The following is a 25,779-nucleotide window of genomic DNA, read 5'->3' on the forward strand; positions in this document are numbered from 1 at the left end:
CACATCCTCTTTGCAATCTTCAAACAATAGTATATAATAAGAACAGCCAAAGGTAAAGGATGTGCGCCCATGCCGGAAAAGAAAACCACCAATACGATCCATGAAGAGCACCGTGCCCGCATGCAGGAGCGCGTTGCCCGCGATGGCTTAACCAGCCTTGCCGCGCATGAGGTGCTGGAATATCTTTTGTACTTTTCCATTCCGCGCCGGGATACCAACCCCTTGGCTCACCGCCTGATCGAGCATTTTGGCGGATTTTGCCAAGTGCTGGATGCCAGCGAGGAAGAATTGATGCAGGTGCAGGGCATTGGCCCCGCCAGCGCAAGACTGCTGCATTCCTTCCGGGATGTTGCCCGCTTTTACCAGATCCAAAAGCACAAAGAACACCCTGTTCAGCTGCGCAACGCTGAGATGTGCTGTGAGTATATCCGCCCGCTGTTCAGCGACCCCAAGCGGGAAGAGTTTTATATGATCGCCATGAATGACGATTATGTCCCGCTCAAAGAAATTTACATTGCATCGGGCATTCCCTACCGCGTGCAGTTTGATACCCATAAGCTGTTGCGGGATGCCGTTGCCAGCCAGTGTACCTGTGTTGTGCTGGCGCATAACCATCCGTCCGGTTTGGCGGCGGCTTCCAATGCGGATCTGCTTGCCACGCAGGCCATTATTCTGGCATTGGGCCAGGTTGGCATTGATGTGCTGGATCATGTGATTTTGACGCCTACCGACTGGTTCAGCATGGCAGAGCATGGCCGTGTGCCGCAGTATAACCCCAGTACCGGCCAACTGCTGTTTGCCGCCCGTGCCACCTGGCCGATGGAACCGGAGAAGCCCAAACAAATCAAGCGCTGAATGCGCCTCAAGCACAAAGCAAACCCGGCATGTCCCGCGGGCGCAAGGCAGCAGGGTTTGCCTTGAACCATACAAAACAAATAAAAAATGCCGCCCCGTAAAAGGGGCGGCAAAGTTATGCCGTTTGTGCGGCGCTATGTTAAGTTTAAGCTGCCAGCTTATGCTTCCGGGATCAGCACGCCGTACCCGCCATCAGCGCGGCGGTAAACGACCTGGATCTTGTCGTTCTCGGTGCTGTGATACAGGAAGAAGCTGTGCCCCAGCAGGTCCATCTGCAAAATGGCTTCCTCAGTGCTGCAGGGCTTCAGGGCAAAGTGCTTTTCGCGCACAATATCCATGCTTTCTTCCGGCTCGGTAGCGGGTATTTCCGCTGCCGCGGCGGTCAGCTTGGTGCCAAGGCGCTTGCGGTACTTTACCACACGGCGGGTCAGCAGATCGACGGCGTCGGCCAGGGCATCTTCCATGCGCTCATCCGTTTTTTCGGCGCGCATGGCCAGATCCTTGCTGCGCAGCATGATCTCAACGGTCTGCTCGCTTTTTTCTACCGTGACGGTAACCTGTGCCTGTGCTTCGTCAGGGAAAAACTTGTCCAGCTTCGCAAGCCTCTTTTCCGCATTTTCGATAAAGCTCGGTTTGAGCGTAACGCGACGGCCGGTACATGTAACTTTCATAGGACAACCTCCCTTTGTTTTGGGTGCCCAGCACCCTTGCCAGAAAGCCCGCTGCCAACTTGGCTTCATTTTCGACAGCTGCTTCCTGTACCTCTATTATAGCAAATCTATACAAAAAGTCAAAATGTTTTTGCGGACAAATTAAAAATTTTGTAAAATGTTCACAACTTGCCACACTCATCCAGAAAAGGACGAATTCATGGATAAATTTTCTGTTTTGCAGCAATACTTCGGCCACAGCAGCTTCCGCCCCGGTCAGGAACAGGTGGTGGATGCCATCGTTTCCGGCCAGGATGTCCTCGGCGTTATGCCCACCGGCGCAGGCAAATCTGTTTGTTACCAGGTTCCGGCCATGCTGATGCCGGGGCTTACGCTGGTCATTTCACCGCTGATTTCCCTGATGCAGGACCAGGTTGCCGCCCTGGAAGAGGAGGGCGTGCATGCTGCCTGCCTGAACTCCGCCCTGCCGGAAGGGCTTTACAGCACCATTCTGCGTGCCGCGCTGGAGGGGGACTATAAAATTCTATACGTTGCCCCGGAACGTCTGCTGACGGACAGTTTCTTATACCTTGCCATGCACGCCCGCATCGCTTTTGTGGCTGTGGACGAAGCCCACTGCGTGTCCCAATGGGGTCAGGATTTCCGCCCCAGCTACCTGAAAATTGCCGAATTCATCTCCCGTCTGCCGTACCGCCCGGTCATTGGTGCGTTCACGGCAACGGCAACGGAACAGGTCAAGCAGGATATCATTGCCCTGCTGCAGCTCAACCAGCCTTTTACGCTGACCACCGGCTTTGATCGCCCCAACCTCTATTTTGGTGTGGCCCGCCCGCGGGATAAAGAACGTTATATTGAAGAATATATCCTCGACCACCGGGATCGCAGCGGCATTGTCTATTGCGCTACCCGCAAATCGGTAGAGTCCGTCTGTAAGGAGCTGCGATCCGTTGGCATTTCCGCCACCCGTTATCATGCGGGCCTTACCCCGGAGGAGCGCAGCAAAAATCAGGAAGATTTTGTCTATGACCGCAAGCGGGTCATGGTTGCAACAAACGCCTTCGGCATGGGCATAGATAAATCCAATGTCAGCTTTGTGCTGCATTATAATATGCCAAAAAATCTGGAAAACTACTATCAGGAAGCGGGCCGCGCCGGGCGCGATGGCGAGCGCGCCGAGTGCATCCTGCTGTTCTCCCTGGGGGATGTGCAGACGGCAAAGTATTTTATCCAGAACTCCCACGATAACGATGAGCTAACCCCTGAACAGGCCGAAGCCGCCGCCAGGCGGGACCGCGAGCGGCTGGACGTGATGGTGGGGTACTGCAAAACCACCCGCTGCCTGCGCAGCTATCTGCTGGATTATTTCGGCGAGCACCACACCGGCGGCTGCGGCAACTGTTCCAACTGCACCGGCGAGTTTGTGCAGACCGACATCACCACCGAAGCACAGAAGATCCTTTCCGGCGTGGCGCGCATCCAAAAGCGTTGGCCCGGCGGGCTGGGGGTTGTGGCGCTGGTGCAGATGCTGCGCGGCGCCAAGGATCAGAAAACCCTGGAACGCGGGCTGGACCAGTTCCCGACCTATGGCATCATGCGGGATGTGCCGCCCCAGCGCATGCGCCTTTACCTGGATGCATTGCAGGAGCAGGGCTACCTGGCCGAAACCGGCGATGAGTTCCCGGTCATCACCCTGACAGCCAAGGCTCCGGCGGTGCTTTTCCACGGTGAGCAGGTTACCATGCAGGAGCGCGCCGCCACCGCGCAGGAAACCCAGGCCAAGCGCCGTGCTTCCCGCAAAAAGACGGCTGCCCGCACCGCACTTTCGGAAGCGGACGATTCGCTGCTGGCAAGCCTGAAAACCCTGCGCAGCGAACTGGCCCAGAAAAACCACGTTCCGGCATATATCGTGTTCAACAATGTCAGCCTGGACGAGATGGCCGAGCTTAAGCCGCGCACCATGGGGGATTTCCGCCGCATTTCCGGCGTCGGCGATGCAAAAGCTGCCAAATATGGTGAGGCATTCATTAAGCATATTGCCAAATGGGTGCGCGAACACTCGGAGGAAGAATAAGCCGAAATGCCGCTGTCGGATGCAGCCCCGGCAGCAGCGCATAAAAGGCATAAAAAGCCGCAAAATGCCTTTAGGCAATACCGCACAATTCCCGCCTGACGGCTTAAGCACCGCTCCGGCGGCTGCGGCACGGCAACTGCGTTGCCAAAATGCTCGATAATACACAAAGTATGATCTGCGCTTTTGGCTTAGCAGCTGCCGCACCTCGCTCGCCGTATCGGCACTTAGAATTATGCGGTATTGCCTTTACAATTAAAAAGATCTATACTATAATAAGACAACAGTAAGTTGTATAAGACGAACTAAAGTTGTAAATAAACGACCAACAACAGGGGAGGTCCGCTATGCCGGAGCAACAGGAAAATCAAACCGAGGTGTTCCACCTCAAAGCACCGTTCAAACCGACTGGCGACCAGCCCCAGGCTATTGAAGCGCTGGTGCAGGGCCTGAAAGCAGGGGATAAAGGTCAAACTTTGCTGGGCGTTACCGGCTCCGGCAAAACCTTTACGATGGCCAATATCATTGCACAGTGCAACCGCCCCACACTGATTCTGGAACCAAACAAAACCCTGGCCAGTCAGATCTGCACCGAGATGCGCGGATTTTTCCCCGATGATGCGGTGGAATATTTTGTGAGCTATTACGACTATTACCAGCCGGAAGCCTACATCCCCTCCACCGATACCTATATTGAAAAAGACAGCGCCATCAATGATGAGATCGACCGCCTGCGCCATTCGGCCACGGCGGCACTGTCGGAGCAACGCAATGTTATCATTGTGGCGTCGGTTTCCTGCATTTATTCCTTGGGCGACCCTATCGATTACCGCAGCATGGTCATCAGCCTGCGCCCCGGTATGCAGATGGAGCGGGACGAGCTCTGCCGCCGCCTGGTCAAGCTGCAATATGAACGCAACGATATGAACTTTATCCGCAATAAGTTCCGCGTTCACGGCGATATTGTGGATATCCACCTTGCTTATAATGATGAATACGCCATCCGCGTCGAATTCTTCGGCGATGAAATCGACCGCATTTCCGAGTTTGATCCCCTGACCGGCGAGCGCAAAAATATTGTGCGCCATGTGGCCATTTTCCCCGCCAGCCACTATATCGTCGGCCCTGAAAAAATGAAAGAAGGTCTCGCCAAGATCCAGACCGAGATGGAACAGCAGGTGCAGGCCTTTACTGCAGGGGGCAAACTGCTGGAAGCCCAGCGCATCCAGCAGCGCACCCAGTACGATATGGAGATGCTACAGGAAGTTGGCATGTGCAAGGGCATCGAGAACTACTCTGCCGTGCTGTCCGGCCGTGCCCCCGGCTCCACCCCCACCACGCTGCTGGACTACTTCCCCAAAGATTTTATCCTGATGGTGGATGAAAGCCATGTGATGCTGCCGCAGGTCCGCGGCATGTTCGGCGGGGACTACAGCCGCAAAAAAACGCTGGTGGAATATGGCTTCCGCCTGCCCTCGGCGTTTGACAACCGCCCGCTGAAATTTGAGGAATTTGAATCCAAGGTCGGCCAGACGATCTTTGTCAGCGCTACCCCCGGCCCCTATGAACGGGAACATTCCAGCCGCGTGGCCGAGCAGGTCATCCGCCCCACCGGTCTGCTGGACCCCGTCATCATGGTACGCCCAGTGGAAGGCCAGATCGAGAATCTGCTGGGCGAAATTTTGCAGCGCATCGACCGCGGCGAGCGTGCCCTAGTTACCACCCTGACTGTCAAAATGGCCGAGGACCTGACCGACTACCTGGAAGAACACGGCGTGCACACCAAGTATATGCACCACGAGGTGGATACCTTTGAGCGCATGGAGATCATCAAGGACCTGCGCACCGGCGCCATTGATGTGATTGTCGGCATCAACCTTCTGCGCGAGGGCCTGGACCTGCCGGAAGTTTCGCTGATCGCCATTCTGGATGCCGACAAAGAGGGCTTCCTGCGCAGCGAAACCAGCCTGATTCAGACCATTGGCCGCGCGGCCCGCAACGCAAACGGCGTGGTGCTGATGTACGCCGATGAAGTAACCCCCAGCATGGAGCGCGCCATCATGGAAACCGAGCGCCGCCGTGCCATCCAGGATGCCTACAACAAAGAACACGGCATTACACCAAAAACTATCGTGAAAGCCATCGGCGGCGGGCTGGAAATCAGCATGAGCGAAGAAAACAAAAAGATGCGCCAGCACCGTATGAGCCGCGCTGAACGCGAACAGACCATTACCCGCCTGACCCGCGAGATGAAAGAAGCCGCCCGCCTGCTGCAGTTTGAGCACGCCGCATTCCTGCGTGATGAGATTGAAAAGCTGCAGCGCGGGGAGGACCCTACCGCCGATACCAGCACCCGCCGCGCCGCTGAAAAACAGCGCAAAACGGGCAAGGGGAGAAGGAGCTATAAAAAGTGAGCAACATTCAAATTGATGCCAACAACCGCATTACGATCAAGGGCGCGCGGGAGCATAACCTGAAAAACGTCAACCTGGTTCTGCCGCGCAACAAGCTGATTGTTATGACGGGCCTTTCCGGCTCCGGCAAGTCCAGCCTGGCCTTTGATACCATCTTTGCGGACGGCCAGCGCCGCTATATGGAAAGCCTTTCCAGCTATGCCCGCATGTTCCTGGGCCAGATGGAAAAGCCCGATGTGGACGAAATCACCGGCCTTTCCCCGGCGGTTTCCATTGACCAGAAAACCACCAGCCACAACCCGCGTTCCACCGTGGGCACCGTGACGGAAATTTATGATTATCTCCGTTTGATGTATGCCCGCATCGGTGTTCCGCACTGCCCGGTCTGCGGACGCGTCATCAGCCAGCAAACGGTGGACGAGATGGTAGACGAGGTGCTTAAACTGCCGGAACGCACCCGCTTCCAGGTGCTGGCCCCTGTTGTGCGGGGCCGCAAAGGCACCCAGGCCAAGGAGCTGGACGCTGCCCGCCGCGGCGGTTACGCCCGCGTGCGCATTGACGGCAACATGTATGATCTGGACGAAGAGATCAAGCTGGAAAAGAATATCAAGCATACCGTTGAAATCGTCGTGGACCGCCTGTCCATCAATGATACGGTGCGCGGCCGCCTGGCCGATTCTATTGAGACTGCCGTTGCCCTGACCGGCGGCCTTGTCATCATTGATGTTATCGGTGGCGAACCGATGGAGTTCAGCCAGAACTATGCCTGCCCGGAGCACGGTGTTTCCATTGACGAACTTTCCCCCCGCATGTTCAGCTTTAACAATCCCTTTGGCGCCTGTGAAACCTGCACCGGCCTGGGCACCTTTATGAAGGTGGACCCGGCCCGCGTGATTCCGGATCCGCACAAGTCCATCCGCGAAAGTGCCATCAAGGCCAGCGGCTGGTATTATGCGGAGGGATCCATCTCTGAAATGTATTACAAAGCGCTGGGCAAGCGCTATGGCTTTACGCTGGATACCCCCATCAAGGAGATGAGCAAAGAAGCCGTGCACGCCATCCTGTATGGCACCGGAACTGAAAAAATCGAGATGCAGCGCGAGAATATGTTTGGCTCCGGCACCTATATGAACACGTTTGAGGGCATTATCCCCAACCTGGAGCGCCGCTTCCGTGAAACAGGCAGCGAGTGGGTCAAGGAGGAAATCGCCCTTGTCATGTCCAGCGAGGAGTGCCCCACCTGCCACGGCCAACGCCTGAAGCCCACCAGCCTCGCCGTCACGGTGGGCGGCATCAACATTGCCAAGTTCTGCGATATGAGCGTGAACGAGGAGCTGGAATTTATTCAGACGGCAAAAGTGTCCGAGCGGGATGAAGTCATCGCTGCCTCCATCTTCAAAGAGGTCAAAGAGCGTCTGGGCTTTTTGAAGAGCGTGGGTCTGGGGTACTTGACCCTGTCTCGCGGCGCATCGTCCCTTTCCGGCGGCGAAAGCCAGCGCATCCGCCTGGCAACCCAGATCGGCAGCGCACTGACCGGCGTGCTGTATGTGCTGGATGAACCCAGCATCGGCCTGCACCAGCGCGATAACGATAAGCTGATTGCCACCATGAAGCGCCTGCGCGACTTGGGCAACACCCTGATTGTAGTAGAGCACGACGAGGACACCATGCGCCAGGCGGACTATATTGTGGATGTCGGCCCCGGTGCCGGTGTGCATGGCGGCGAGATCGTGGCCGCCGGTAGTGTGGAAGACATCTGCAATGCCCCGCGCAGTGTGACCGGCGAGTACCTTTCCGGCCGCAAATTTGTGGAAGTTCCCACCGCTCACCGCTCCGGTAACGGTAAAATGCTCACGGTGGTCAAAGCGCGGGAAAACAACCTGCAAAACATTACCGTGGATTTTCCCCTTGGCAAAGTGATCTGCGTGACCGGTGTTTCCGGTTCCGGCAAGTCCACGCTGGTCAATGAAATTTTGTATAAGTCGCTGGCCGCAGCGCTCAACGGCGCCCGCAGCCGCCCCGGCCAGTGTGACGAAGTTCAGGGTATGGAATGGATCGATAAGGTCATCGGCATTGACCAGTCGCCCATTGGCCGCACCCCGCGCTCCAACCCGGCCACTTACACTGGTGTGTTCGGCGATATCCGCACCCTCTTCTCCAACACCCAGGATGCCAAACAGCGCGGTTACGGCCCCGGCCGGTTCAGCTTCAACGTCAAGGGCGGCCGCTGCGAAGCCTGCGAGGGCGGCGGCATTGTGCAGATCGAAATGCACTTTCTGCCGGATATTTACGTCCCCTGCGATGTCTGCAAGGGCAAGCGCTATAACCGCGAAACGCTGGAAGTAAAATATAAAGACAAAAACATCTCCGATGTGCTGGATATGACGGTGGAGGAAGCCTGCAATTTCTTTGCCAACCAGCCCAAAATTGCGCGCAAACTGCAAACCCTGCAGGAAGTCGGCCTTGGCTATGTGCAGCTGGGCCAGTCGGCCACCACGCTTTCCGGCGGCGAAGCCCAGCGTGTCAAGCTGGCCAACGAGCTTGCCCGCCGCGATACCGGCAAAACCGTCTATATTCTGGACGAGCCTACCACCGGCCTGCACATTGCCGATGTGCACCGCCTGGTCAAGGTGCTGGATAAGCTGGCCGATGCGGGCAACACCGTGATCGTGATCGAGCATAACCTGGATGTGATCAAGCGTGCCGACTATATCATCGACCTGGGGCCGGAGGGCGGCAGCGGCGGCGGTACCATTGTGGCAACCGGTACGCCGGAACAGGTGGCCCAGAACCCGAACTCCTTCACCGGCCAGTACCTGAAACCCGTGCTGGAGCGCGCCTGGAAACTGCAGGGCACAGCTCCGGCCCCCGTGCCGGAAGAGCCGGGACGCCCGGCGCCCGCAGAGGAAAAAGCCTCCGCCCAGCCGCCGCGCAAACGCAAAAAAGCAGACAAAAAATAACCACAACAGGGAACTTTGTGCAGCAAAAACGCAAAATTGGATTTGACAATTCCTGTCAACCTGTGGTTTAATTATCTTTACGCGCCTGAAAAAGCAAAATTCTGCGCGCACAGGGGTACGCAGCAGCGTGATTCCCTGCATCCAAAACGGGAGGGAACTGCCGAATGGCAAAAAAGAAGGAAGAATACGGCAACGAAAGCATCAAGAGCTTAAAAGGTGCAGACCGTGTGCGCAAGCGCCCGGCCGTTATCTTTGGCTCTGACGGTGTGGAAGGCTGTGCCCATTCCATTTTTGAGATCGTATCCAACTCCATCGACGAAGCGCGTGACGGCCACGGCAACAAAATTAACGTTACCCTTTACCCGGATCACTCTGTGGAAGTAGAGGACTTTGGCCGCGGTATCCCCGTCGATTACAATAAAGCTGAAGAACGCTGGAACTGGGATCTTGTGTTCTGCGAACTGTACGCGGGAGGCAAATATGGCGAGGGTAGCGGCAACTATGACTTCTCCCTTGGCCTGAACGGCCTTGGCCTTTGCGCCACCCAGTATTCCAGCGAATGGATGACTGCGGATATTTACCGCGATGGCATGCACTATCACCTGGATTTCAAAAAAGGTGAGAATGTCGGCGGGCTGAAAAAAGAGCCGTTCACCGGCCGCCGCACCGGCTCCGTCATCCGCTGGAAACCGGACACCGATGTGTTTACCGACATCAATGTTCCGGCGGATACCTTCAAGGATATGCTGCGCCGCCAGGCCGTTGTCAATGACGGTGTGACTCTCGTGTTCAACGACCGCACGGGCGAACGTGCCGAAAAAATCGAATATTTCTATGAGCATGGCATTCAGGACTATGCCAATGAGATCGCCGGTGAGGGAACCCTGACCCCGGTGTATTTCTGCTCCGGTTCCGCAATCGGCCGCGACCGTGATGATCAGCCGGAATATCAGGTCAAAATGAACGTGGCGTTCTGCTTTTCCAACGCGGTGCAAACGTTGGAATACTATCACAACTCTTCGTGGCTGGAGCACGGCGGCAGCCCGGACCGCGCTGTCCGCCTGGCCTTTGTCAACCAGATCAACAACTGGCTGAAAAATAAGGGTCTGTACAAGAAAAACGAAAGCTCCATCACATTCAACGATGTGCAGGACTGCCTGATTCTGGTTTCCTCCAGCTTCTCCACCCGCACCAGCTACGAGAACCAGACCAAAAAGGCCATCACCAACAAGTTTGTGGCCCAGGCCATGACGGAGTTCCTCAAGCACCAGCTGGAAGTCTACTTTGTGGAGCACCCGGACGAAGCCGAAAAAGCCTGCAAGCAGGTGCTAATCAATAAGCAAAGCCGCGAGCACGCCGAAAAAGCGCGTGTGTCCATCAAAAAAACAATGACCCAGCAGATGGACCTGGCCAACCGCGTGCAGAAATTTGTGGACTGCCGCACCAAGGATGCCACCCGCCGCGAACTGTACATCGTGGAGGGCGATTCCGCTATGGGCGCGGTCAAACAGAGCCGCGATTCGGAGTTCCAGGCTATCATGCCCATTCGCGGCAAGATCCTGAACTGCCTGAAGGCCGATTACGCCCGCATTTTCAAGTCTGACATTATCACAGACTTGATCCGCGTGATGGGCTGCGGCGTGGAGCTGGGCGGCAGCCACAATAAGGACCTGGCTACCTTTAATCTGGACAACCTGCGCTTTAACAAGATCGTCATCTGTACCGATGCTGATGTGGACGGTTATCAGATCCGCACCTTGGTGCTGACGATGCTCTACCGCCTGACCCCCACCCTCATCAATCAGGGGTATGTGTATATCGCGGAATCCCCGCTGTATGAGATCAACACCAAAAATAAGACCTACTTTGCCTATACCGAGCCGGAAAAGGCCGATATCATGAAGCGGATCGATGGCCAGAAGTTTACGATCCAGCGATCCAAAGGTCTGGGCGAAAACGACCCCGAAATGATGTGGCTGACCACCATGAGCCCCGAAAGCCGCCGCTTAATTAAAGTTCTGCCCACCGATGTTCAGCGCACGGCGGAGGTGTTTGACCTGCTCCTGGGCGATAATCTGCAGGGCCGTAAGGAGCACATTGCGGAGCACGGCGCTGAATATCTGGACGATCTGGATGTATCTTAATCAGGGGAGGAGAGAGCAAAATGGCAAAAAAAGCAACCAAAAAGAAAGCTGCCCCTGCCCGCCCGCAGCTGGGCGATAACGTCGAGATCCTCTCTGCCGGTGAGGTCATCGAAAGCCCCATTACCGATACGCTGGAAACAAACTACATGCCTTACGCCATGAGCGTTATTGTTTCCCGCGCGCTGCCGGAAATTGACGGCTTCAAGCCCGCCCACCGCAAACTGCTGTATACCATGTACGGCATGGGCCTGCTGAAAGGCGCCCGCACCAAAAGCGCCAACATCGTGGGCAGCACCATGCACCTGAACCCCCACGGTGATGCCGCCATTTACGACACCATGGTGCGTATGGGCCGTTCCAACGAAAGCCTGCTGGTGCCCTTTGTGGACTCCAAGGGTAACTTTGGCAAGGCGTACAGCCGCGATATGGCTTACGCCGCCGCTCGTTACACCGAGGCAAAGCTGGAACCCGTGTGTGAAGAGCTGTTCCGCGATATCGACAAGGATACCGTGGATTTTGTGCCCAACTATGACGGCACAACCACCGAACCGACGATGCTGCCGGTCACCTTCCCGACCATTCTGGCCAACAACACACTGGGCATTGCGGTCGGTATGGCGTCCAACATCTGTTCCTTCAACCTCGTGGAGCTCTGCAATGCAACCATCGCCCTGATGAAAGACGACCAGGCGGACCTGGCCCAGCTGATGCCCGCGCCGGATTTTGTCGGCGGCGGTTCCATCCTGTATGATGCCGCCGAGATGCAGAATGTGCTGGAAAAAGGCCGCGGCAGCATCCGCGTGCGCGCCCAGTGGGCTTACGATAAAGAGAACAACTGCATTGACATCACCCGCATTCCGCCGACCACAACGGTGGAAGCCATCATGGATAAGATCACCGAGCTGGTCAAACTGGGCAAGATCCGTGAGATCAGCGATATGCGTGATGAAACCGACCTGAACGGCTTGAAGCTGACCATCGACCTCAAGCGCGGCCAGGACCCGGACAAGCTGATGGCGCGTCTGTTCAAGGCAACCCCGCTGGAGGACAGTTTTGCCTGCAACTTCAATGTGCTGATCGGCGGCCAGCCCCGCGTGTTGGGCGTGCGCCAGATTTTGTTGGAGTGGATCGCATTCCGCTCCGAATGCGTGCGCCGCCGCACCTACTATGATCTGCAGGGCAAGCAAAAGCGTCTGCACCTGCTGCGCGGCCTGGAAGCTATCCTGCTGGATATTGATAAGGCAATTGAAATTGTGCGCAACACTGCGGAAGAATCCGAGGTTGTGCCCAACTTGATGATCGGTTTTGGCATTGACGAAGTGCAGGCTGAGTATGTGGCGGAAATCAAGCTGCGCCACCTCAACCGTGAGTATATCCTCAAACGCACCGAGGAAATTGAGGAACTGGAAAAGGCGATCGCAGACTTGGAAGATGTTCTCAAACGCCCCGCCCGCATCCGCAAGATCATTATGACCGAGCTGGGCGATGTTGCCAAAAAGTATGGCAGCCCCCGCAAAACGGAAATTCTGTACGACCTGCCGGACGATTCTGCTGCCGATGAGCAGAACGAGATCCCGGATTACCCGGTCACGGTGTTCTTTACGCGGGAAGGCTACTTCAAAAAAATTACCCCGCAGAGCCTGCGCATGTCTGGCGAGCAGAAGCTGAAAGACGGCGACGAGGTGGTTTATACCAAAGAGACCACCAACAGCGCCGAGCTGCTCTTCTTTACCAACCATGCTCAGGTGTACAAATCCCGCGCATCGGAATTTGCCGATACCAAGGCCAGCGTGCTGGGTGATTATGTCGCTTCCAAGCTGGAAATGGAAGAGGGCGAAGTGCCGCTGTTCATGACGGTCACAGTCGATTACCGTGGTTATATGCTGTTCTTCTACCAGAACGGCAAGTGTGCAAAGATCCCGCTGGCCAGCTATATGACCAAGCAGAACCGCCGCAAGCTGCTGAAAGCCTATAGCGATAAGGAAGAACTTGCCGCAATGCTGCACATTGAGGAAGAAACCGAGCTGGCCGTCTTCACCAGCGGCGGCACCGGTGGCCCACGCTTGATCCTGGTCGGCAGTGCGCTGATTCCCGAAAAGGCTACCCGCGATACCGCCGGTATCAACATGGTAACGCTGAAAAAGAACGCCCGAATCGCCAAAGTGCGCCTGGCGGCGGGGCTGGAACTGAAAGACCCGCACCGCTACCGCGTGCGCACTCTGCCCGCAGCCGGCGCGCTGCTCCGCCAGGAGGACACGACCGAGCAGATGAGTCTGTAAGGAGCAAAAAAAGGCAATGCAATCTTTTTCTGCACAAGGCAGGGTAAAGTTCTTGCATTTTGCTTTTTGGTATGTTATATTATAACCTGTATGAGAGTTAGGGCAGGCCGAAACATCCGTTTTGGCTGTGGCCTGAAAAGGAGTTGCTGTTAATCCATGACCGCTTATGAAATCGCGTTCGGCGTTGTGCTGATCATTGTTTCGGTTCTGATCGTTGTGTTCACTTTGTCCCAGACCCAGAAAGGGCAGGGCCTGTCTGCTGCCATTATGGGTGATAGCAGCTTTATGGCTGCCGGCCGCGAGCGTGGCCTGGATGCCAAGCTGGCCAAAGTGACCAAAATCTGCGGCGCTGTTTTCTTTGTAGCTACGCTGCTGGTTGGTGTGCTGAGTGCCCGCTTGTAATTGAATGAAAGGAGAACGGTCTGGCCAATTTTGTTGGCGTTCCGCTTTCCCTTATTCAGGAACCGTCAACGACCCGCCCAATACCGCGGGTCGTTTTTTATGGGAAAAATAAAAAGGTCACAATGGTGCAGGTGCTGCCGCGAAACCAAAGGCCGCGCCTGCTATGGAAGGATCCTGCCGGGTGGCAGGGTGACGTAAACGAGGAGTAAAAACAAAGGCATGGGCCGCTGCCTGTGCCCAACCCAAAGGAGAAAACATGACACCATTACAGAAAAATATTCTTGCGGCGTGCAAGCACCGCCCCCAGACCTTGCGTGAACTGCAGAATGCTTTGCAGGTGGATAATTCCCGCCTGCGCAACACCGTAACCGGCATGGTAGCTACCGGTATGCTGTCCGCCCGCAACGGTACCTATGTTCCGGGCTTTGCCGTGATGGAAAATACCGATGCCCCCGCTGGCATTCCCTGCACACTGGTCAAGCTGGCGGCCCGCTTCGGCTTTGCGTCCCGCGATGACGGCACCGGCGATATCTTTATTCCCGGCCGCGCCCTGCATGGTGCTATGCCGCAGGATAAAATTATCATCAAACTGTTCGACCACCCCCGTGTGGAGGGCAGCGCCGAGGGTGAAGTGGTGGAGGTGACCACCCCGCACAACACCTTTGCCGGTACCATTGTGCTGACTGAGGACGGCCGCCTTGCCGTGGAGCCGGACGGCTGCCGTGATGTGCGCATTGTGCTGGATAAAAAAGGCGTCAACGGCGCACAGCTGGGGGATAAGGTCGGTGCTATCCTGACCAACCGCGGCCAGCGCCATATGGACCATCGCTGCGCTGTTGCCGAGCGCTTCGGCACTTCCGACCGCGCAGCAGAGTGCGCCAAGGCTGTGCTGTATGGCCGTGATGTCCGCCAGGAATTCCCGGAGGAGGTATTGGCCGAAGCTCACGCATATGATAACGCTCTCATCGACCCCGCCGAAGCTGCCCACCGCGCCGACCTGCGTGGTCTGCCGATCTTTACCATCGACTCTGCCGAGACCAAGGATATCGACGACGCCATCAGCCTGATGAAGACCCAGAACGGCGGCTATGAGCTGGGCGTTCATATTGCGGATGTCAGCCACTATGTCCGCCCGGACACCGCGCTGGATAAGGAAGCTTATGAGCGCGCAACTTCCATCTATTACGCGGATAAAGTCATCCCCATGCTGCCCACCCAGCTTTCCAACGGCATCTGCAGCCTCAATGAAGGGGAGGAGCGCCTGGCGTTCTCCTGCCTGATGCAGCTGGATGAAAGCGGCAATATCCATAGTTATCAGTTCGTCAAGAGCGTCATCCGCAGCCGTGTCAAGGGCGTTTATAAAGAAATTAACGCTCTGTTGGACGGCTCCAATGACCCGGCTCTGGTGACGAAATATAAAGATGTTATGGCTCAGCTGCCCGCGATGACCGAGCTGTACGAAAAGCGCCTGGCTCTGCGCAAAGCACGCGGCGCGATGGACATCGAATCCGACGAAGCCAAGTTGGTCATGGACGAGGAAGGCCGCTGCGTGGATATCGTCAAGCGCACCCGCGGTGTGTCGGAGTGCATGATCGAAGAGTTCATGCTGCTGGCCAACCAGTGCGCTGCCAATGCGGGCCGCACCCATCACGTGCCGTTTGTGTACCGTATCCATGAAGCCCCCGATGCCGAGCGCATGGAAAAGCTGAGCAACACCCTGAAAGCCTGCGGCCTGAACGTCCACTTTGCCGGGGAAGTGCCCACCCAGCTGGAGCTTTCTGCCATTCTGGACGAAACCCGCGGCCAGCCCATCCAGATCCCGGTCCACACCGGTATCCTGCGCAGCATGCAGAAAGCTCGCTACTCTCCGGAGCCGAAAGGCCATTACGGCCTGGTGCTGGCAGACTATGCCCACTTTACCAGCCCCATTCGCCGTTACCCGGACCTTGCCATCCATCGCATCCTGACGGATATGCTGGTGGGCAAGCCGGAGCAGGAGCTCATCAAGGATTATACCGGTTTTGCCACCCACGCCAGCGAGCAGTCCAGCCGCCAGGAAGTTTCCGCCGTGCGCATTGAGCGCGATGTGGAGGACCTGTACAAGGCCGAGTATATGCACAACCACCTGGGCGAAGTCTACACCGGCACCGTGGCAGGTGTAACACCGCGCGGCATTTTTGTGGCGCTGGAAAACACCGTAGAGGGCTTTGTGCCTGCCGCACAGCTCTGCAAGGGCGAAGCCACTGTGGTGGAGGGTGTCAGCATTCTGGACCCGCTGACCGGAAAACGCTGGATGCTGGGCGACCCCGTCAAAGTGCAGGTGGCCGGTGCCAACGTTGCCCTTGGCCGCATTGATTTTGACTATATGCCGCTGTAATCATAGGCAACACCGCATAATTCCCGCCTTACGGCTTAAGCACCGCTCCGGCGGCTGCGGCACGGCATCTGCGTTGCCAAAATGCTCGATAATACACAAAGTATTATCTGCGCTTTTGGCTTAGCAGCTGCCGCACCTCGCTCGCCGTATCGGCACTTAGAATTATGCGGTATTGCCCATAGTTTTTTATAAAAAGAGCAAACCAATAAAAGCAAAGCTGCCGTCCCGTACTGATATGTACCCGGTTTTCTGGACACGGATAAAAATCGAATAATTAAGAATCCATCATGGATGCTTCTCTGAATGTGGAGGGAGGCATCCATTTTGTTTTAGCTTGAATTCTGCTGTTATTAGAATAGTCGATATAATCAGCAATGTGCCAAGGAAAATACACGAGACGATATAAATAAAAACTCCCCGGACAACATCCGAGGAGCCCTTATGCTCATGATAACCATATCCCCATAACCGCTTTTTGTCACAAAGATGGGTTCCTGCGTTTTGTGGCAGCGCTGCGAAATCGCATTGGTATTTTTCAGATCACGAATTGGGATAATTTCGGGCATAAGCTCAGCTCCTTTCGTGGCTTTATTATGCCACAAAAAGGGCCGCACTGATAACATGTAAAATTGTAAAACAAAAAAGCTACATCCAAATTGAATGTAGCTTTTTTGTGGCGGAAAGAAAGGGATTCGAACCCTTGAGGGCTTTATGGGCCCTACACGATTTCCAGTCGTGCGCCTTAGACCAGCTCAGCCATCTTTCCATCTATTCTGCTGTATCGCCTCACCTGACGACGTGTTATATTATAGCAAGCACATCTGGGATTGTCAAGCAATATTTTGAAAAAAATCAATTTTTTTCAAATAAATTTTAAAAAAGAAAAAAAGAACATATGGAAGAAGTTTTTTGTAAAAATGATCTGAAATCCAAAGGAGGGTACAAGCACATGCCCTTTTTGCCGCAACCACAATATGGCATGAACTGCCCCGCAAACGCCCCGTTTGTGCAAGACATTTGTGCATACAGATGAAAATTGACATTTCTGTGACAAAGCTCTTGAAAAAATATGAACAGCGTGGTAAAACATAAGGGAACACGGCTCCGGCACCTTTTGGCTGGGGAGGCTGGGCGGATGGCAAGTACCACTGTATGAACCAAAAAGCCATATCAGCTATGCCGTGCTGAAAAGGAGGCTCTATCATTATGTATCTATTCTTCCGGGATCTTGCAATCATATTGATTGCGGCTAAGTTTTTTGGCCTGATTGCCCGCAAACTCAAGGCACCCCAAGTGGTGGGCGAGATCATCGCCGGTTTGCTGATTGGCCCCTCTTTGCTGGGGGTTGTTCAGCTCAGCGATACCATCTCGGTCTTTGCGGAAATCGGCGTTATTTTGCTGATGTTCTCCACCGGCCTTGGCACCAACCTGAAGCAGTTGATGAAAGCCGGCCCCATTGCAACTCTGGTTGCCTGCGTGGGTGTTTTTGTTCCCTTGGTGGGCGGTACGCTGCTGTATGGTGCGTTCTATGGTCTGGGTGCTATCGGCAGTCCGGAATTTTATAAAGCATTGTTCATCGGCACCATTATGACGGCAACCAGCGTTTCCATCACGGTGGCAACCCTGCAGGAGCTTGGCCAGCTGAAAGGCTTCCTGGGCACCACCATCGTCAGCGCAGCCGTGATTGATGACGTTATCGGCATTGTGGTGCTTACCTGCGTTCTGGGGGCCGGCAGCGGCGAAGAAGGCGGTACCAGCATCGGCCAGGTGTTGATCAACACGGTGCTGTTCTTTGTGGTGGCGGTCATTGTCGGTTTTGTGCTGTACAAGGCCATGACCTGGCTGGATAACCGTAACCCCCACACCCAGCGCATTACCATTGCCAGCCTTGGCTTCTGCTTTGCCATGGCTTACATTGCAGAGCAGTACTTTGGCATTGCCGATATTACCGGTGCTTACATTGCTGGTATCGTGCTGTGCAACATTCATGATGCACCCTATGTGGAGCGCCGTGTCGAAATCAGCAACTATATGATGTTTGCTCCGGTGTTCTTTGCTTCCATCGGCCTCAAAACCGATATCAGCGGCTTGACTCCCGATATCCTGCTGTTCTGTGTCTGCTTTGTCATTGTGGCACTTATCACCAAGATCATTGGCTGCGGTCTTGCAGCAAAGATCTGCAAGTTCAACTGGGCAGATTCCCTCAAGGTTGGCGTTGGCATGATGACCCGCGGCGAGGTTGCTTTGATTGTGGCACAAAAGGGCCTTGCAGTCGGCATGGTGGACGCTGTCTACTTTACCGCTGTTATTCTGCTGATCATCGTATCTTCTGTTGCCACTCCACTTGCTCTGAAGACGCTGTTTGCCAAGCATCCTTCTAAGGATCACCCCAGCGCAGTGGCTGTGAATGAATCAGGCAAAGCTTGAGTTATATACCGTCAAAATTGCACAAGTAAACAAATCCGGGCTGTGGAAATGATCCACAGTCCGGATTTGTTTTTTATTGTTTTATTGTTTATAATCAGTGGCGCACGAAGCCGCCCAGTTCATACTCATTGGTGTATCCGTTGGCAAGCGCCTTGGCGCGCAGCGCAGCGTAAAGCTCTGCGAAAGTGGCCTGTACATAAGGCTCCAGGAAGATGAAACCAATGCCAAAGGTAATGCTGCACAACAAGTACCAGCCAATAAAGGAAAGCTGGAGCACAAAGGTGCTCCACTTTTCACCGTCCATCATCTGCTTGCTCAGCTCCATGGCGCGGCAGGTGGTCAGGTAGGGGTTTTCGGCCATCAGGTAGCCGACCTGCATGTAGCAATAAGACCAGTAAATGCCGGGAATGATCAAAAGGGAACCCAGCGCAATTTTCAGGTTGGTCAGCAGCATAACTTTAACAACATTCAGATACGGGGTGCGGAAGATCGAAGTGACGGTGCTGAACGGTGTTGCCGACTGGCGGCTTTCCATAAAATAGCGGTTGCGGCCGACTGTCAGCGGGTTGATGAGGAACGCTGCCCAGCATAGGCTGATTGCGGCAGCGATCAACATTACGATAATCACCACCCCGGCAAAGGGGGCCAATGCCTGCAAAAGATACTCCTCATTGCCGCTGGTGTATCCACCGCCGGCGTTGCCCTGCCACGCCGGGCCGCTCATCATACCGTTCAGTTGGGAAGACGTTACGCGGTATTGCGCCGTAAGGCGGGGGAAAGAATAGCCAATGCCCAACAGGGAAAGAAGTAGGCACAGTCCCACGCTGCGCCAGTACCGCTCTTGCAACGCCTGTTTGGCGTTGGACTTCAAAAGGGAACGGGTCCACATAATTTGTACCTCCTGTTTTGTGGGTTGCAAGCGGATCCTTTTGCCGTGCCGCCTGCGCAACAGCAGAAATGGCGATACGAACAAAGGGAACGCTGTTTGTTAGTCAGTATAACATAGAACTGTGAACTTGAAAAGAACAGAGGATATTTTTTGTACAATAGAGTTCTTTTAAGACAGCAAGGAAATAAAAATAACGCATAACGGACGATTTTGACAAAAGAAAAAGAGCAAAAAGATTTTTGGATTTTTTTTGAAAATATGCTTGACACAGGCCGCCCTGATTGCTATAATAATATGCGTCGCGGCGGTCAGGCGGTAGCCTGATGCAAAGCGCGAAGGGTTTGGCCCGGTAGTTCAGTTGGTTAGAACGCTAGCCTGTCACGCTAGAGGTCGTCAGTTCGAGCCTGATCCGGGTCGCCACATGCTGTTATAGCTCAGTCGGTAGAGCGCATCCTTGGTAAGGATGAGGTCGGCAGTTCGAATCTGCCTAACAGCTCCATAGCAAAGCCCACAGCACGTTAGCTACTGTGGGCTTTTTACATAGGGGCATAGCTCAGTTGGTAGAGCAGCGGTCTCCAAAACCGCGTGCCGAGGGTTCGAATCCTTCTACCCCTGCCAAAAGCACAGCAGTTGTGATACAGATGTATCGAAAAACTGCTGTGCTTTTTGTTTGCGGTTCGATTCGTTGAAATCCGAAGGGTTTCAAGGAGAATAAGTTGGAGAAAATTATCGTAATGGCACCCGGCCATGAACTGTGGGATGGGACCATCGCTTTTGCAGCAGGCTGCCCATGGAAAGCAGCAGCATTTTTGGGGCAGAGAAGATGGAGCCAAACGATTTTGAAAATAACGAAAGAGCTCTTGTGGCCTTGCGCGATGATGACGCGGCGGCTTTCTGCACATTTACCAATCGGGATGAAATGCCAAGAGAATATGGTTGTGGGCCTTTGATAGGTTTTTTGTTTGTTGCCGAAAAATACAGGGGGAACCGGCTGTCTGAACAAATGGTGAACGCGGCCTGCAACGTGGCGAAGGAACAGGGCTTTTCAGCGAATTATCTCATGAGCGGGGAAGTGGGGCTGTATGAAAAATATAGCTTTACCAAAGTCGGAGATTATAAAACGATTTACGGCTCTGTTGACCAGCTTTTTTCCAAAACGCTGTAACAAAAAATGTTGTAGTCGGGAAAGAGCAACTGCAAATTAACGCTGCGGCATAGCCGTGGTCAGCAGAGGAAAGCACAAGAGCACCCGCCCAAAACTTTATTGACGCTGATGCGCAAAACACAAGAAAAATGGCAAAAAAATCAAAAAAGTGCTTGACAGTTGGGGTATAATCCAGTATAATCAATCATGTTGCAGCGGTCAGGTAACGCCTGATGCAAAGCGCGAAAGGGCTTGGCCCGGTAGTTCAGTTGGTTAGAACGCTAGCCTGTCACGCTAGAGGTCGTCAGTTCGAGCCTGATCCGGGTCGCCACATGCTGTTATAGCTCAGTCGGTAGAGCGCATCCTTGGTAAGGATGAGGTCGGCAGTTCGAATCTGCCTAACAGCTCCATAGCAAAGCCCACAGCACGTTAGCTACTGTGGGCTTTTTACATAGGGGCATAGCTCAGTTGGTAGAGCAGCGGTCTCCAAAACCGCGTGCCGAGGGTTCGAATCCTTCTACCCCTGCCAAGGTAAGCCGTACATCTTCGGGTGTGCGGCTTTTCTTGTTGGCTGTTCGGCGTGAGCTCCAGTGGCGCTGTAAAAGCATACAATTCAGCCGCTGCTTTGGGGGAATATATTTTTCTTTGCAGCCCACTTGATTTTTTGTTTTGTTATAGTATAATTAACTCCGCGCTTGAGCAAAACAGGGTGCCAACCACCCTATTTTTTACTTTTGCGCGTTGTTTTGTGTGGAAAAATGATCTTGTTGAGGGAATGCATATGACCAAAGATTTAACGAGCGGAAATCCGTTCAAAATCATCCTGTTGTTCACCCTGCCGCTGATGCTGGGCAACCTGTTCCAGCAGTTTTACAGCCTGGCAGATACCATCATTGTGGGCCGTTTTGTCGGTGTCAATGCGCTGGCGGCAGTTGGCGCTACCGGCTCGGTCAACTATCTGATCCTGGGTTTTGTTATTGGCATGTGCAACGGCTTTGCTATCCCCATCGCACAGCTGTTTGGTGCCCATGATGACAGCGACCTGCGCCGCCATGTGGCCAATGCAACCTGGCTGTGCATTGCCTGGGGTGTTGTGCTTACCGTTGTCACGGTGGCGCTGACTCGCCCCATTATGGAGCTGATGCAGACCCCGGCGGACATTATTGATGGTGCCAGCACCTACATTGGCTGGATCTTTGCGGGAATTCCCTTTGTTTTTCTCTATAATATGGTTTCGGCCATCATGCGCGCTTTGGGCGACAGCAAAACCCCGCTTTACTTCCTGGTGCTGACCAGCGCTGTCAACATTGTGCTGGATCTGGTGCTCATCATCAACTTTAATATGGGTGTTTTGGGTGCCGCTGTGGCAACCGATGTTTCGCAGGCAATCTCCGGCGTGATCAGCCTGATCTATTTGATCAAAAAGTTCAAGATCCTGCATATGACGCGGGATGAATGGAAATACAGCCGCTCTACCTGCCGCCGCCTGTCTGCTATGGGCCTGCCCATGGGCCTGCAGTGTACCATCACGGCCGTGGGCGGCGTTATAATGCAGTGGGCCGTCAACGGGCTGGGCAGCTCTGTGGTTGCCGCCATTACGGCTGCGGGCAAAACCCAAAATCTGCTCTCCTGTGCGTTGGAAAGCATCGGCACCGCTATGGCAACCTATGCGGGCCAGAACCTTGGCGCGGCCCGGCTGGACCGTGTGCGCAGCGGTGTAAAAAGCTCCTACATTATGGTGGTTGCTTATTCCGTCCTTGCTTTTATTGCCCTGCACTTTGGCGATGTCGTGATCATCGGCCTCTTCCTGGATACCAAGACCGAGGTTGAGATCGTGGCGATGGCGCGGGATTATATGTTCTGGAACAGTCTGTTCTTTATCCCGCTCGGCGCGCTCATCGTATGGCGCTATACCATTCAGGGGCTGGGCTATTCCACACTTGCCATGATGGCCGGTGTGGCCGAAATGGTGGCGCGTACCGTTATCGCCCTGGTGCTGATTCCGGTGCTGGGCTATTTTGGCGCAGAGCTGTCCAACCCGGTAGCCTGGGTGGCGGCCTGCCTGTTCCTGTACCCGGCTTACCTGTGGACGGTCAAACACCTGGAAAACCGCCTGCTTGCCGGCCACCTTGCCATGCGGCACAGCGCGGTAGGGGATTGACCCCCTGAATTTTTATCACGATCCATGCTTTTGCCCTGCATGCCCTGCGGTATGCGGGGCATTTTTGCACCATTCCGGCATTTTTTCAAAAAGCTCTTGCCCTGCGGCGGCAAAAGCAATATAATAACTGTATATTTATTCATAGAGGGTCAGAGCGTATCGAATAAGCAAACAAGCGGGTGGAATATTTTCACCACGTTTGCTTTACGGTACGCCCCAGCGGGCCGCATACGCCCTGTATGTGCAAAAAAGGGCAGGGGAAGTGCCGCGCCGCGCAACAAGAGGGAAGGAAGTATTATTATGCCGGAAAAGAAACCGTTCATCACCCTTGAGCAGGCACAGGAAATTATTGCCGATGTGCCTACCCCGTTCCATCTTTATGACGAAAAAGGCATCCGCGCCAATGCACGCCTTGTCAACAAAGCTTTTGCATGGAACAAAGGTTTTAAGGAGTATTTTGCCGTTAAGGCAACCCCCAACCCGTACCTGCTGCGCATCCTGAAAGAGGAAGGCTGCGGCGTGGACTGCTCCAGCTACACCGAACTGCTGCTGAGCGAAGCCTGTGGCTTCAGCGGCAGCGATATCATGTTCTCCTCCAACGAAACGCCGGTGCAGGACATGAAGAAGGCGTATGACCTGGGCGCTTACATTAACCTGGACGACCTGACCCATGTGGATTTCCTCAAGAATGTGGCAGGTATCCCCGAAACGATCTGCTGCCGCTTTAACCCCGGCGGAACCTTTGACCTGGGCAATGGCATCATGGATAACCCCGGCGATTCCAAGTACGGCATGTCCGAAGAGCAGATGACCGAAGCTTATACCCGCCTGATGGCACTGGGTGCAAAGAACTTCGGCATCCATGCTTTCCTGGCCAGCAATACCGTTACCGATGATTATTACCCGGAACTGGCCGGTATCCTGTTCAACCTGGCTGTGCGTCTGCACCAAAAGACCGGTGCACACATCAAGTTCATCAACCTGTCCGGCGGCGTCGGCGTTGCCTACAAGCCGGAGCAGCGCTCCAATGATATCCTGGCCATTGGCGAGGGCGTCCGCAAAAAGTTTGAGGAGATCCTGGTGCCCGCCGGTATGGGCGACGTTGCCATCTTTACCGAGATGGGGCGCTTTATGCTGGCTCCGTATGGCTGCCTGGTTGCCACAGCCATCCACGAAAAGCACATTTATAAAGAGTATATCGGCCTGGATGCCTGCGCTGCCAACCTGATGCGCCCGGCCATGTACGGTTCCTACCACCACATCACCGTGCTGGGCAAAGAGAACGCCCCCTGCGACCATAAATACGATGTGGTCGGCGGTCTGTGCGAGAACAATGATAAGTTTGCCATTGACCGTATGCTGCCCAAGATCGATATGGGCGATGTGCTGGTCATCCACGATACCGGTGCCCATGGCTTCTCGATGGGATATAACTACAACGGCAAGCTGCGCAGCGCCGAAGTGCTGCTGTGCGAGGATGGCTCCCACCAACTGATCCGCCGCGCCGAGACCCCGGCAGACTATTTTGCCACCTTTGATTTTACCCCATTTTACAAAAAAATGGGCCTGTAATATACAGCCCAAAGTGAGGAGACGCTATGTTCCAGTTTATGCTTGTTGTTGGCCTTGTGCTGGCGTATTACGGTTATGCCGTTACCAAAAATCCCCGCATCTGGGGGGACCAGGGGCGGGACGCCATAAAAGAAGAAAACTGGAACCGCTATGTCCGCTATAATGGGCAGTTCGCCATGTATGCCGGCTTTTTGATGGCGGCCCTTGGCGCGCTGGATATGGCGGTCGATCTGTCCACCGCCATCTACCTGCTGATTCTGCTGGGCGGTTTGGCCATCCTTTTGTATCCCTTTGCCCACTGGATGCACGAAAACGAGGGCACCTGGAACCCCTGGCCCCGCGTGGAAACCGAAAAGCAGAAGCGCAAGCGCCTGATCAAAGAGCAGGAGCGCCAGGAAAAGAAAAACAAAAAGAAATAAGATGGCTTTGGGTCACTTGATTTCCGTTGCTTTTCTCAGACGCTCATCTCATAAAGAACAGAGAACAAAAGAATAGTAAAGGCAATACCGCACAATTCCCGCCTAACGGCTCAAGCACCGCTCCGGCGGCTGCGGCACGGCATCTGCGTTGCCAAAATGCTCGATAATGTCGGGTTGCGGTACCCGCATCGTGCTTCGGGGGCAAAAGCCCCTCGCACTCTGCGACCGCTGCCCCTGCTTCGGTTCGCTGTTTCCGCCACTGGCGGCGCTCACCTTTGCAGCATCCAGTATTATCTGCGCTTTTGGCTTAGCAGCTGCCGCACCTCGCTCGCCGTATCGGCACTTAGAATTATGCGGTATTGCCTAAAACAAAAAGGCATGTGCTATCATTCAAGCACATGCCTTTTTCATAATCTCTGAACCATTGGAATCCGCAGCTCTGCATTTCTATCCAAACATCTGCGTTCGTTTGCGGCAATTTATTCCGCGCAGCCGATATCCTGCGCAATTTCCTGCACGGATTCCTTGTCGAATTCACCCAGCGGCAGGATCAGCCGTGCCAGAATTTCCTGTGGCAGAACTTCCAGCAGGGCGGTCTGGTCGCACTCTGCGTGCTCTGGGGCGCACAGGCGGCACTCATCGGCGTCTTGCTCCACGCGGGCATAATGGCCGGTGGAGATAAAACGGCAGTCGAGCTTATCAGCCGTCTGCATCAGCAGCTGGAACTTCAGCAGTTCGTCCGCGGCAGTGTCCGCTGCTTCAATCACGTGCAGGGTTACATCCAGCGCCTTGGCGGCGTTCTGCGCGGTCTCCACGGCATCGTCGGCCATCCCGGCAAAATGCACCAGTGCGGCCTGTACGGCAAAGCCCTGCTCCTGCAAAATGCGCACAGTAACGGCAGCGTCCATGCCGCCGTTCAGCCCAACTAGAACCTTATCCTGCTTTTCAAATGTATTAAAACCCAGTGCTCCGTCCATAATATCCTCCTGTATCAGCG

Annotated in this window: 17 protein-coding genes, 7 tRNA genes and 1 pseudogene; 19 read left to right on the plus strand and 6 right to left on the minus strand. The window is 54.7% G+C overall.

Annotated elements, in window-relative coordinates:
* The first annotated feature begins 69 nt into the window (after positions 1–69).
* The gene (locus tag PG062_RS09290) at positions 70–855 is read left to right on the plus strand and encodes a JAB domain-containing protein (protein WP_270752085.1); all 786 of its coding nucleotides are present in this window, start codon (positions 70–72) and stop codon (positions 853–855) included.
* 158 nt (positions 856–1,013) lie between these two features.
* On the opposite strand, the gene hpf is transcribed toward PG062_RS09290, so the two are convergent.
* Entirely contained in the window at positions 1,014–1,526 is a 513-nt protein-coding gene (gene hpf / locus PG062_RS09295) for a ribosome hibernation-promoting factor, HPF/YfiA family (protein WP_270752086.1), read from the minus strand.
* Positions 1,527–1,725: 199 nt separating this feature from the next.
* Here hpf and recQ point away from each other — a divergent pair, with 199 nt between their 5' ends.
* The 7 genes from recQ (at position 1,726) to rnr (ending at position 16,170) form a co-directional block, all read left to right on the plus strand.
* Positions 1,726–3,597, plus strand: coding sequence for a DNA helicase RecQ (gene recQ / locus PG062_RS09300; RefSeq protein ID WP_270752087.1), 1,872 nt, complete (start codon positions 1,726–1,728; stop codon positions 3,595–3,597).
* A 344-nt stretch (positions 3,598–3,941) separates the two neighbouring features.
* Positions 3,942–6,008: an excinuclease ABC subunit UvrB gene (gene uvrB / locus PG062_RS09305; protein ID WP_270752088.1), complete on the plus strand. Its 2,067-nt coding sequence runs from the start codon at positions 3,942–3,944 to the stop codon at positions 6,006–6,008.
* Positions 6,005–8,968, plus strand: a complete 2,964-nt coding sequence (gene uvrA, locus PG062_RS09310) for an excinuclease ABC subunit UvrA (protein WP_270752089.1) — start codon at positions 6,005–6,007, stop codon at positions 8,966–8,968. The genes uvrB and uvrA overlap by 4 nt, the downstream gene beginning before the upstream one ends.
* Before the next feature lie 164 nt (positions 8,969–9,132).
* Positions 9,133–11,112 (plus strand): DNA gyrase/topoisomerase IV subunit B, encoded by a 1,980-nt coding sequence (locus PG062_RS09315; protein WP_113999954.1) that lies wholly within the window; start codon positions 9,133–9,135, stop codon positions 11,110–11,112.
* A gap of 20 nt (positions 11,113–11,132) precedes the next feature.
* Positions 11,133–13,391, plus strand: a complete 2,259-nt coding sequence (locus PG062_RS09320; RefSeq protein WP_270752090.1) for a DNA gyrase subunit A — start codon at positions 11,133–11,135, stop codon at positions 13,389–13,391.
* 156 nt (positions 13,392–13,547) lie between these two features.
* Positions 13,548–13,793: a preprotein translocase subunit SecG gene (gene secG / locus PG062_RS09325; RefSeq protein ID WP_113999956.1), complete on the plus strand. Its 246-nt coding sequence runs from the start codon at positions 13,548–13,550 to the stop codon at positions 13,791–13,793.
* A 256-nt stretch (positions 13,794–14,049) separates the two neighbouring features.
* The gene (gene rnr / locus PG062_RS09330) at positions 14,050–16,170 is read left to right on the plus strand and encodes a ribonuclease R (protein WP_270752091.1); all 2,121 of its coding nucleotides are present in this window, start codon (positions 14,050–14,052) and stop codon (positions 16,168–16,170) included.
* A 440-nt stretch (positions 16,171–16,610) separates the two neighbouring features.
* Here rnr and PG062_RS09335 read toward each other — a convergent pair.
* The 3 genes and pseudogenes from PG062_RS09335 to PG062_RS09345 all read right to left on the minus strand — a co-directional run.
* Positions 16,611–16,736 (minus strand): annotated as a pseudogene (locus PG062_RS09335) (type II toxin-antitoxin system Phd/YefM family antitoxin); the annotation flags it as partial.
* A gap of 108 nt (positions 16,737–16,844) precedes the next feature.
* Positions 16,845–16,936 (minus strand) — tRNA-Ser (locus PG062_RS09340).
* A gap of 64 nt (positions 16,937–17,000) precedes the next feature.
* Positions 17,001–17,339, minus strand: a complete 339-nt coding sequence (locus PG062_RS09345) for a hypothetical protein (RefSeq protein WP_270752092.1) — start codon at positions 17,337–17,339, stop codon at positions 17,001–17,003.
* Positions 17,340–17,376: 37 nt separating this feature from the next.
* Here PG062_RS09345 and PG062_RS09350 point away from each other — a divergent pair, with 37 nt between their 5' ends.
* Positions 17,377–18,597, plus strand: a complete 1,221-nt coding sequence (locus tag PG062_RS09350) for a cation:proton antiporter (protein ID WP_270752093.1) — start codon at positions 17,377–17,379, stop codon at positions 18,595–18,597.
* 94 nt (positions 18,598–18,691) lie between these two features.
* Here the strand turns inward: PG062_RS09350 and PG062_RS09355 are convergent, their stop codons facing one another.
* Positions 18,692–19,486 carry a DUF975 family protein gene (locus PG062_RS09355; protein WP_270752094.1) on the minus strand — a complete coding sequence of 265 codons (795 nt, stop codon included), beginning with the start codon at positions 19,484–19,486 and terminating at the stop codon, positions 18,692–18,694.
* A 343-nt stretch (positions 19,487–19,829) separates the two neighbouring features.
* On the opposite strand from PG062_RS09355, the gene PG062_RS09360 reads away from it, so the two are divergent.
* From PG062_RS09360 to PG062_RS09405, 10 genes are all read left to right on the plus strand, one after another.
* Positions 19,830–19,906: transfer RNA gene (locus tag PG062_RS09360), tRNA-Asp, on the plus strand.
* 3 nt (positions 19,907–19,909) lie between these two features.
* A tRNA-Thr gene (locus PG062_RS09365) sits at positions 19,910–19,985 on the plus strand.
* 43 nt (positions 19,986–20,028) lie between these two features.
* A tRNA-Trp gene (locus tag PG062_RS09370) sits at positions 20,029–20,104 on the plus strand.
* A 172-nt stretch (positions 20,105–20,276) separates the two neighbouring features.
* Positions 20,277–20,651: a GNAT family N-acetyltransferase gene (locus PG062_RS09375; protein WP_270752095.1), complete on the plus strand. Its 375-nt coding sequence runs from the start codon at positions 20,277–20,279 to the stop codon at positions 20,649–20,651.
* A 233-nt stretch (positions 20,652–20,884) separates the two neighbouring features.
* A tRNA-Asp gene (locus tag PG062_RS09380) sits at positions 20,885–20,961 on the plus strand.
* A gap of 3 nt (positions 20,962–20,964) precedes the next feature.
* Positions 20,965–21,040 (plus strand) — tRNA-Thr (locus PG062_RS09385).
* Between the two features lie 43 nt (positions 21,041–21,083).
* Positions 21,084–21,159, plus strand: a tRNA-Trp gene (locus PG062_RS09390).
* Between the two features lie 252 nt (positions 21,160–21,411).
* Positions 21,412–22,791 carry an MATE family efflux transporter gene (locus PG062_RS09395; RefSeq protein WP_114000564.1) on the plus strand — a complete coding sequence of 460 codons (1,380 nt, stop codon included), beginning with the start codon at positions 21,412–21,414 and terminating at the stop codon, positions 22,789–22,791.
* Between the two features lie 300 nt (positions 22,792–23,091).
* Entirely contained in the window at positions 23,092–24,363 is a 1,272-nt protein-coding gene (locus tag PG062_RS09400; protein WP_114000563.1) for a diaminopimelate decarboxylase, read from the plus strand.
* 26 nt (positions 24,364–24,389) lie between these two features.
* Positions 24,390–24,782 (plus strand): hypothetical protein, encoded by a 393-nt coding sequence (locus PG062_RS09405; RefSeq protein ID WP_270752096.1) that lies wholly within the window; start codon positions 24,390–24,392, stop codon positions 24,780–24,782.
* A gap of 479 nt (positions 24,783–25,261) precedes the next feature.
* On the opposite strand, the gene PG062_RS09410 is transcribed toward PG062_RS09405, so the two are convergent.
* Positions 25,262–25,759 carry an adenine nucleotide alpha hydrolase family protein gene (locus PG062_RS09410; RefSeq protein WP_270752097.1) on the minus strand — a complete coding sequence of 166 codons (498 nt, stop codon included), beginning with the start codon at positions 25,757–25,759 and terminating at the stop codon, positions 25,262–25,264.
* Positions 25,760–25,779: the final 20 nt, after the last annotated feature.

This window comes from Gemmiger qucibialis (genome assembly GCF_027689445.1).
Taxonomy (GTDB): domain Bacteria; phylum Bacillota; class Clostridia; order Oscillospirales; family Ruminococcaceae; genus Gemmiger; species Gemmiger qucibialis.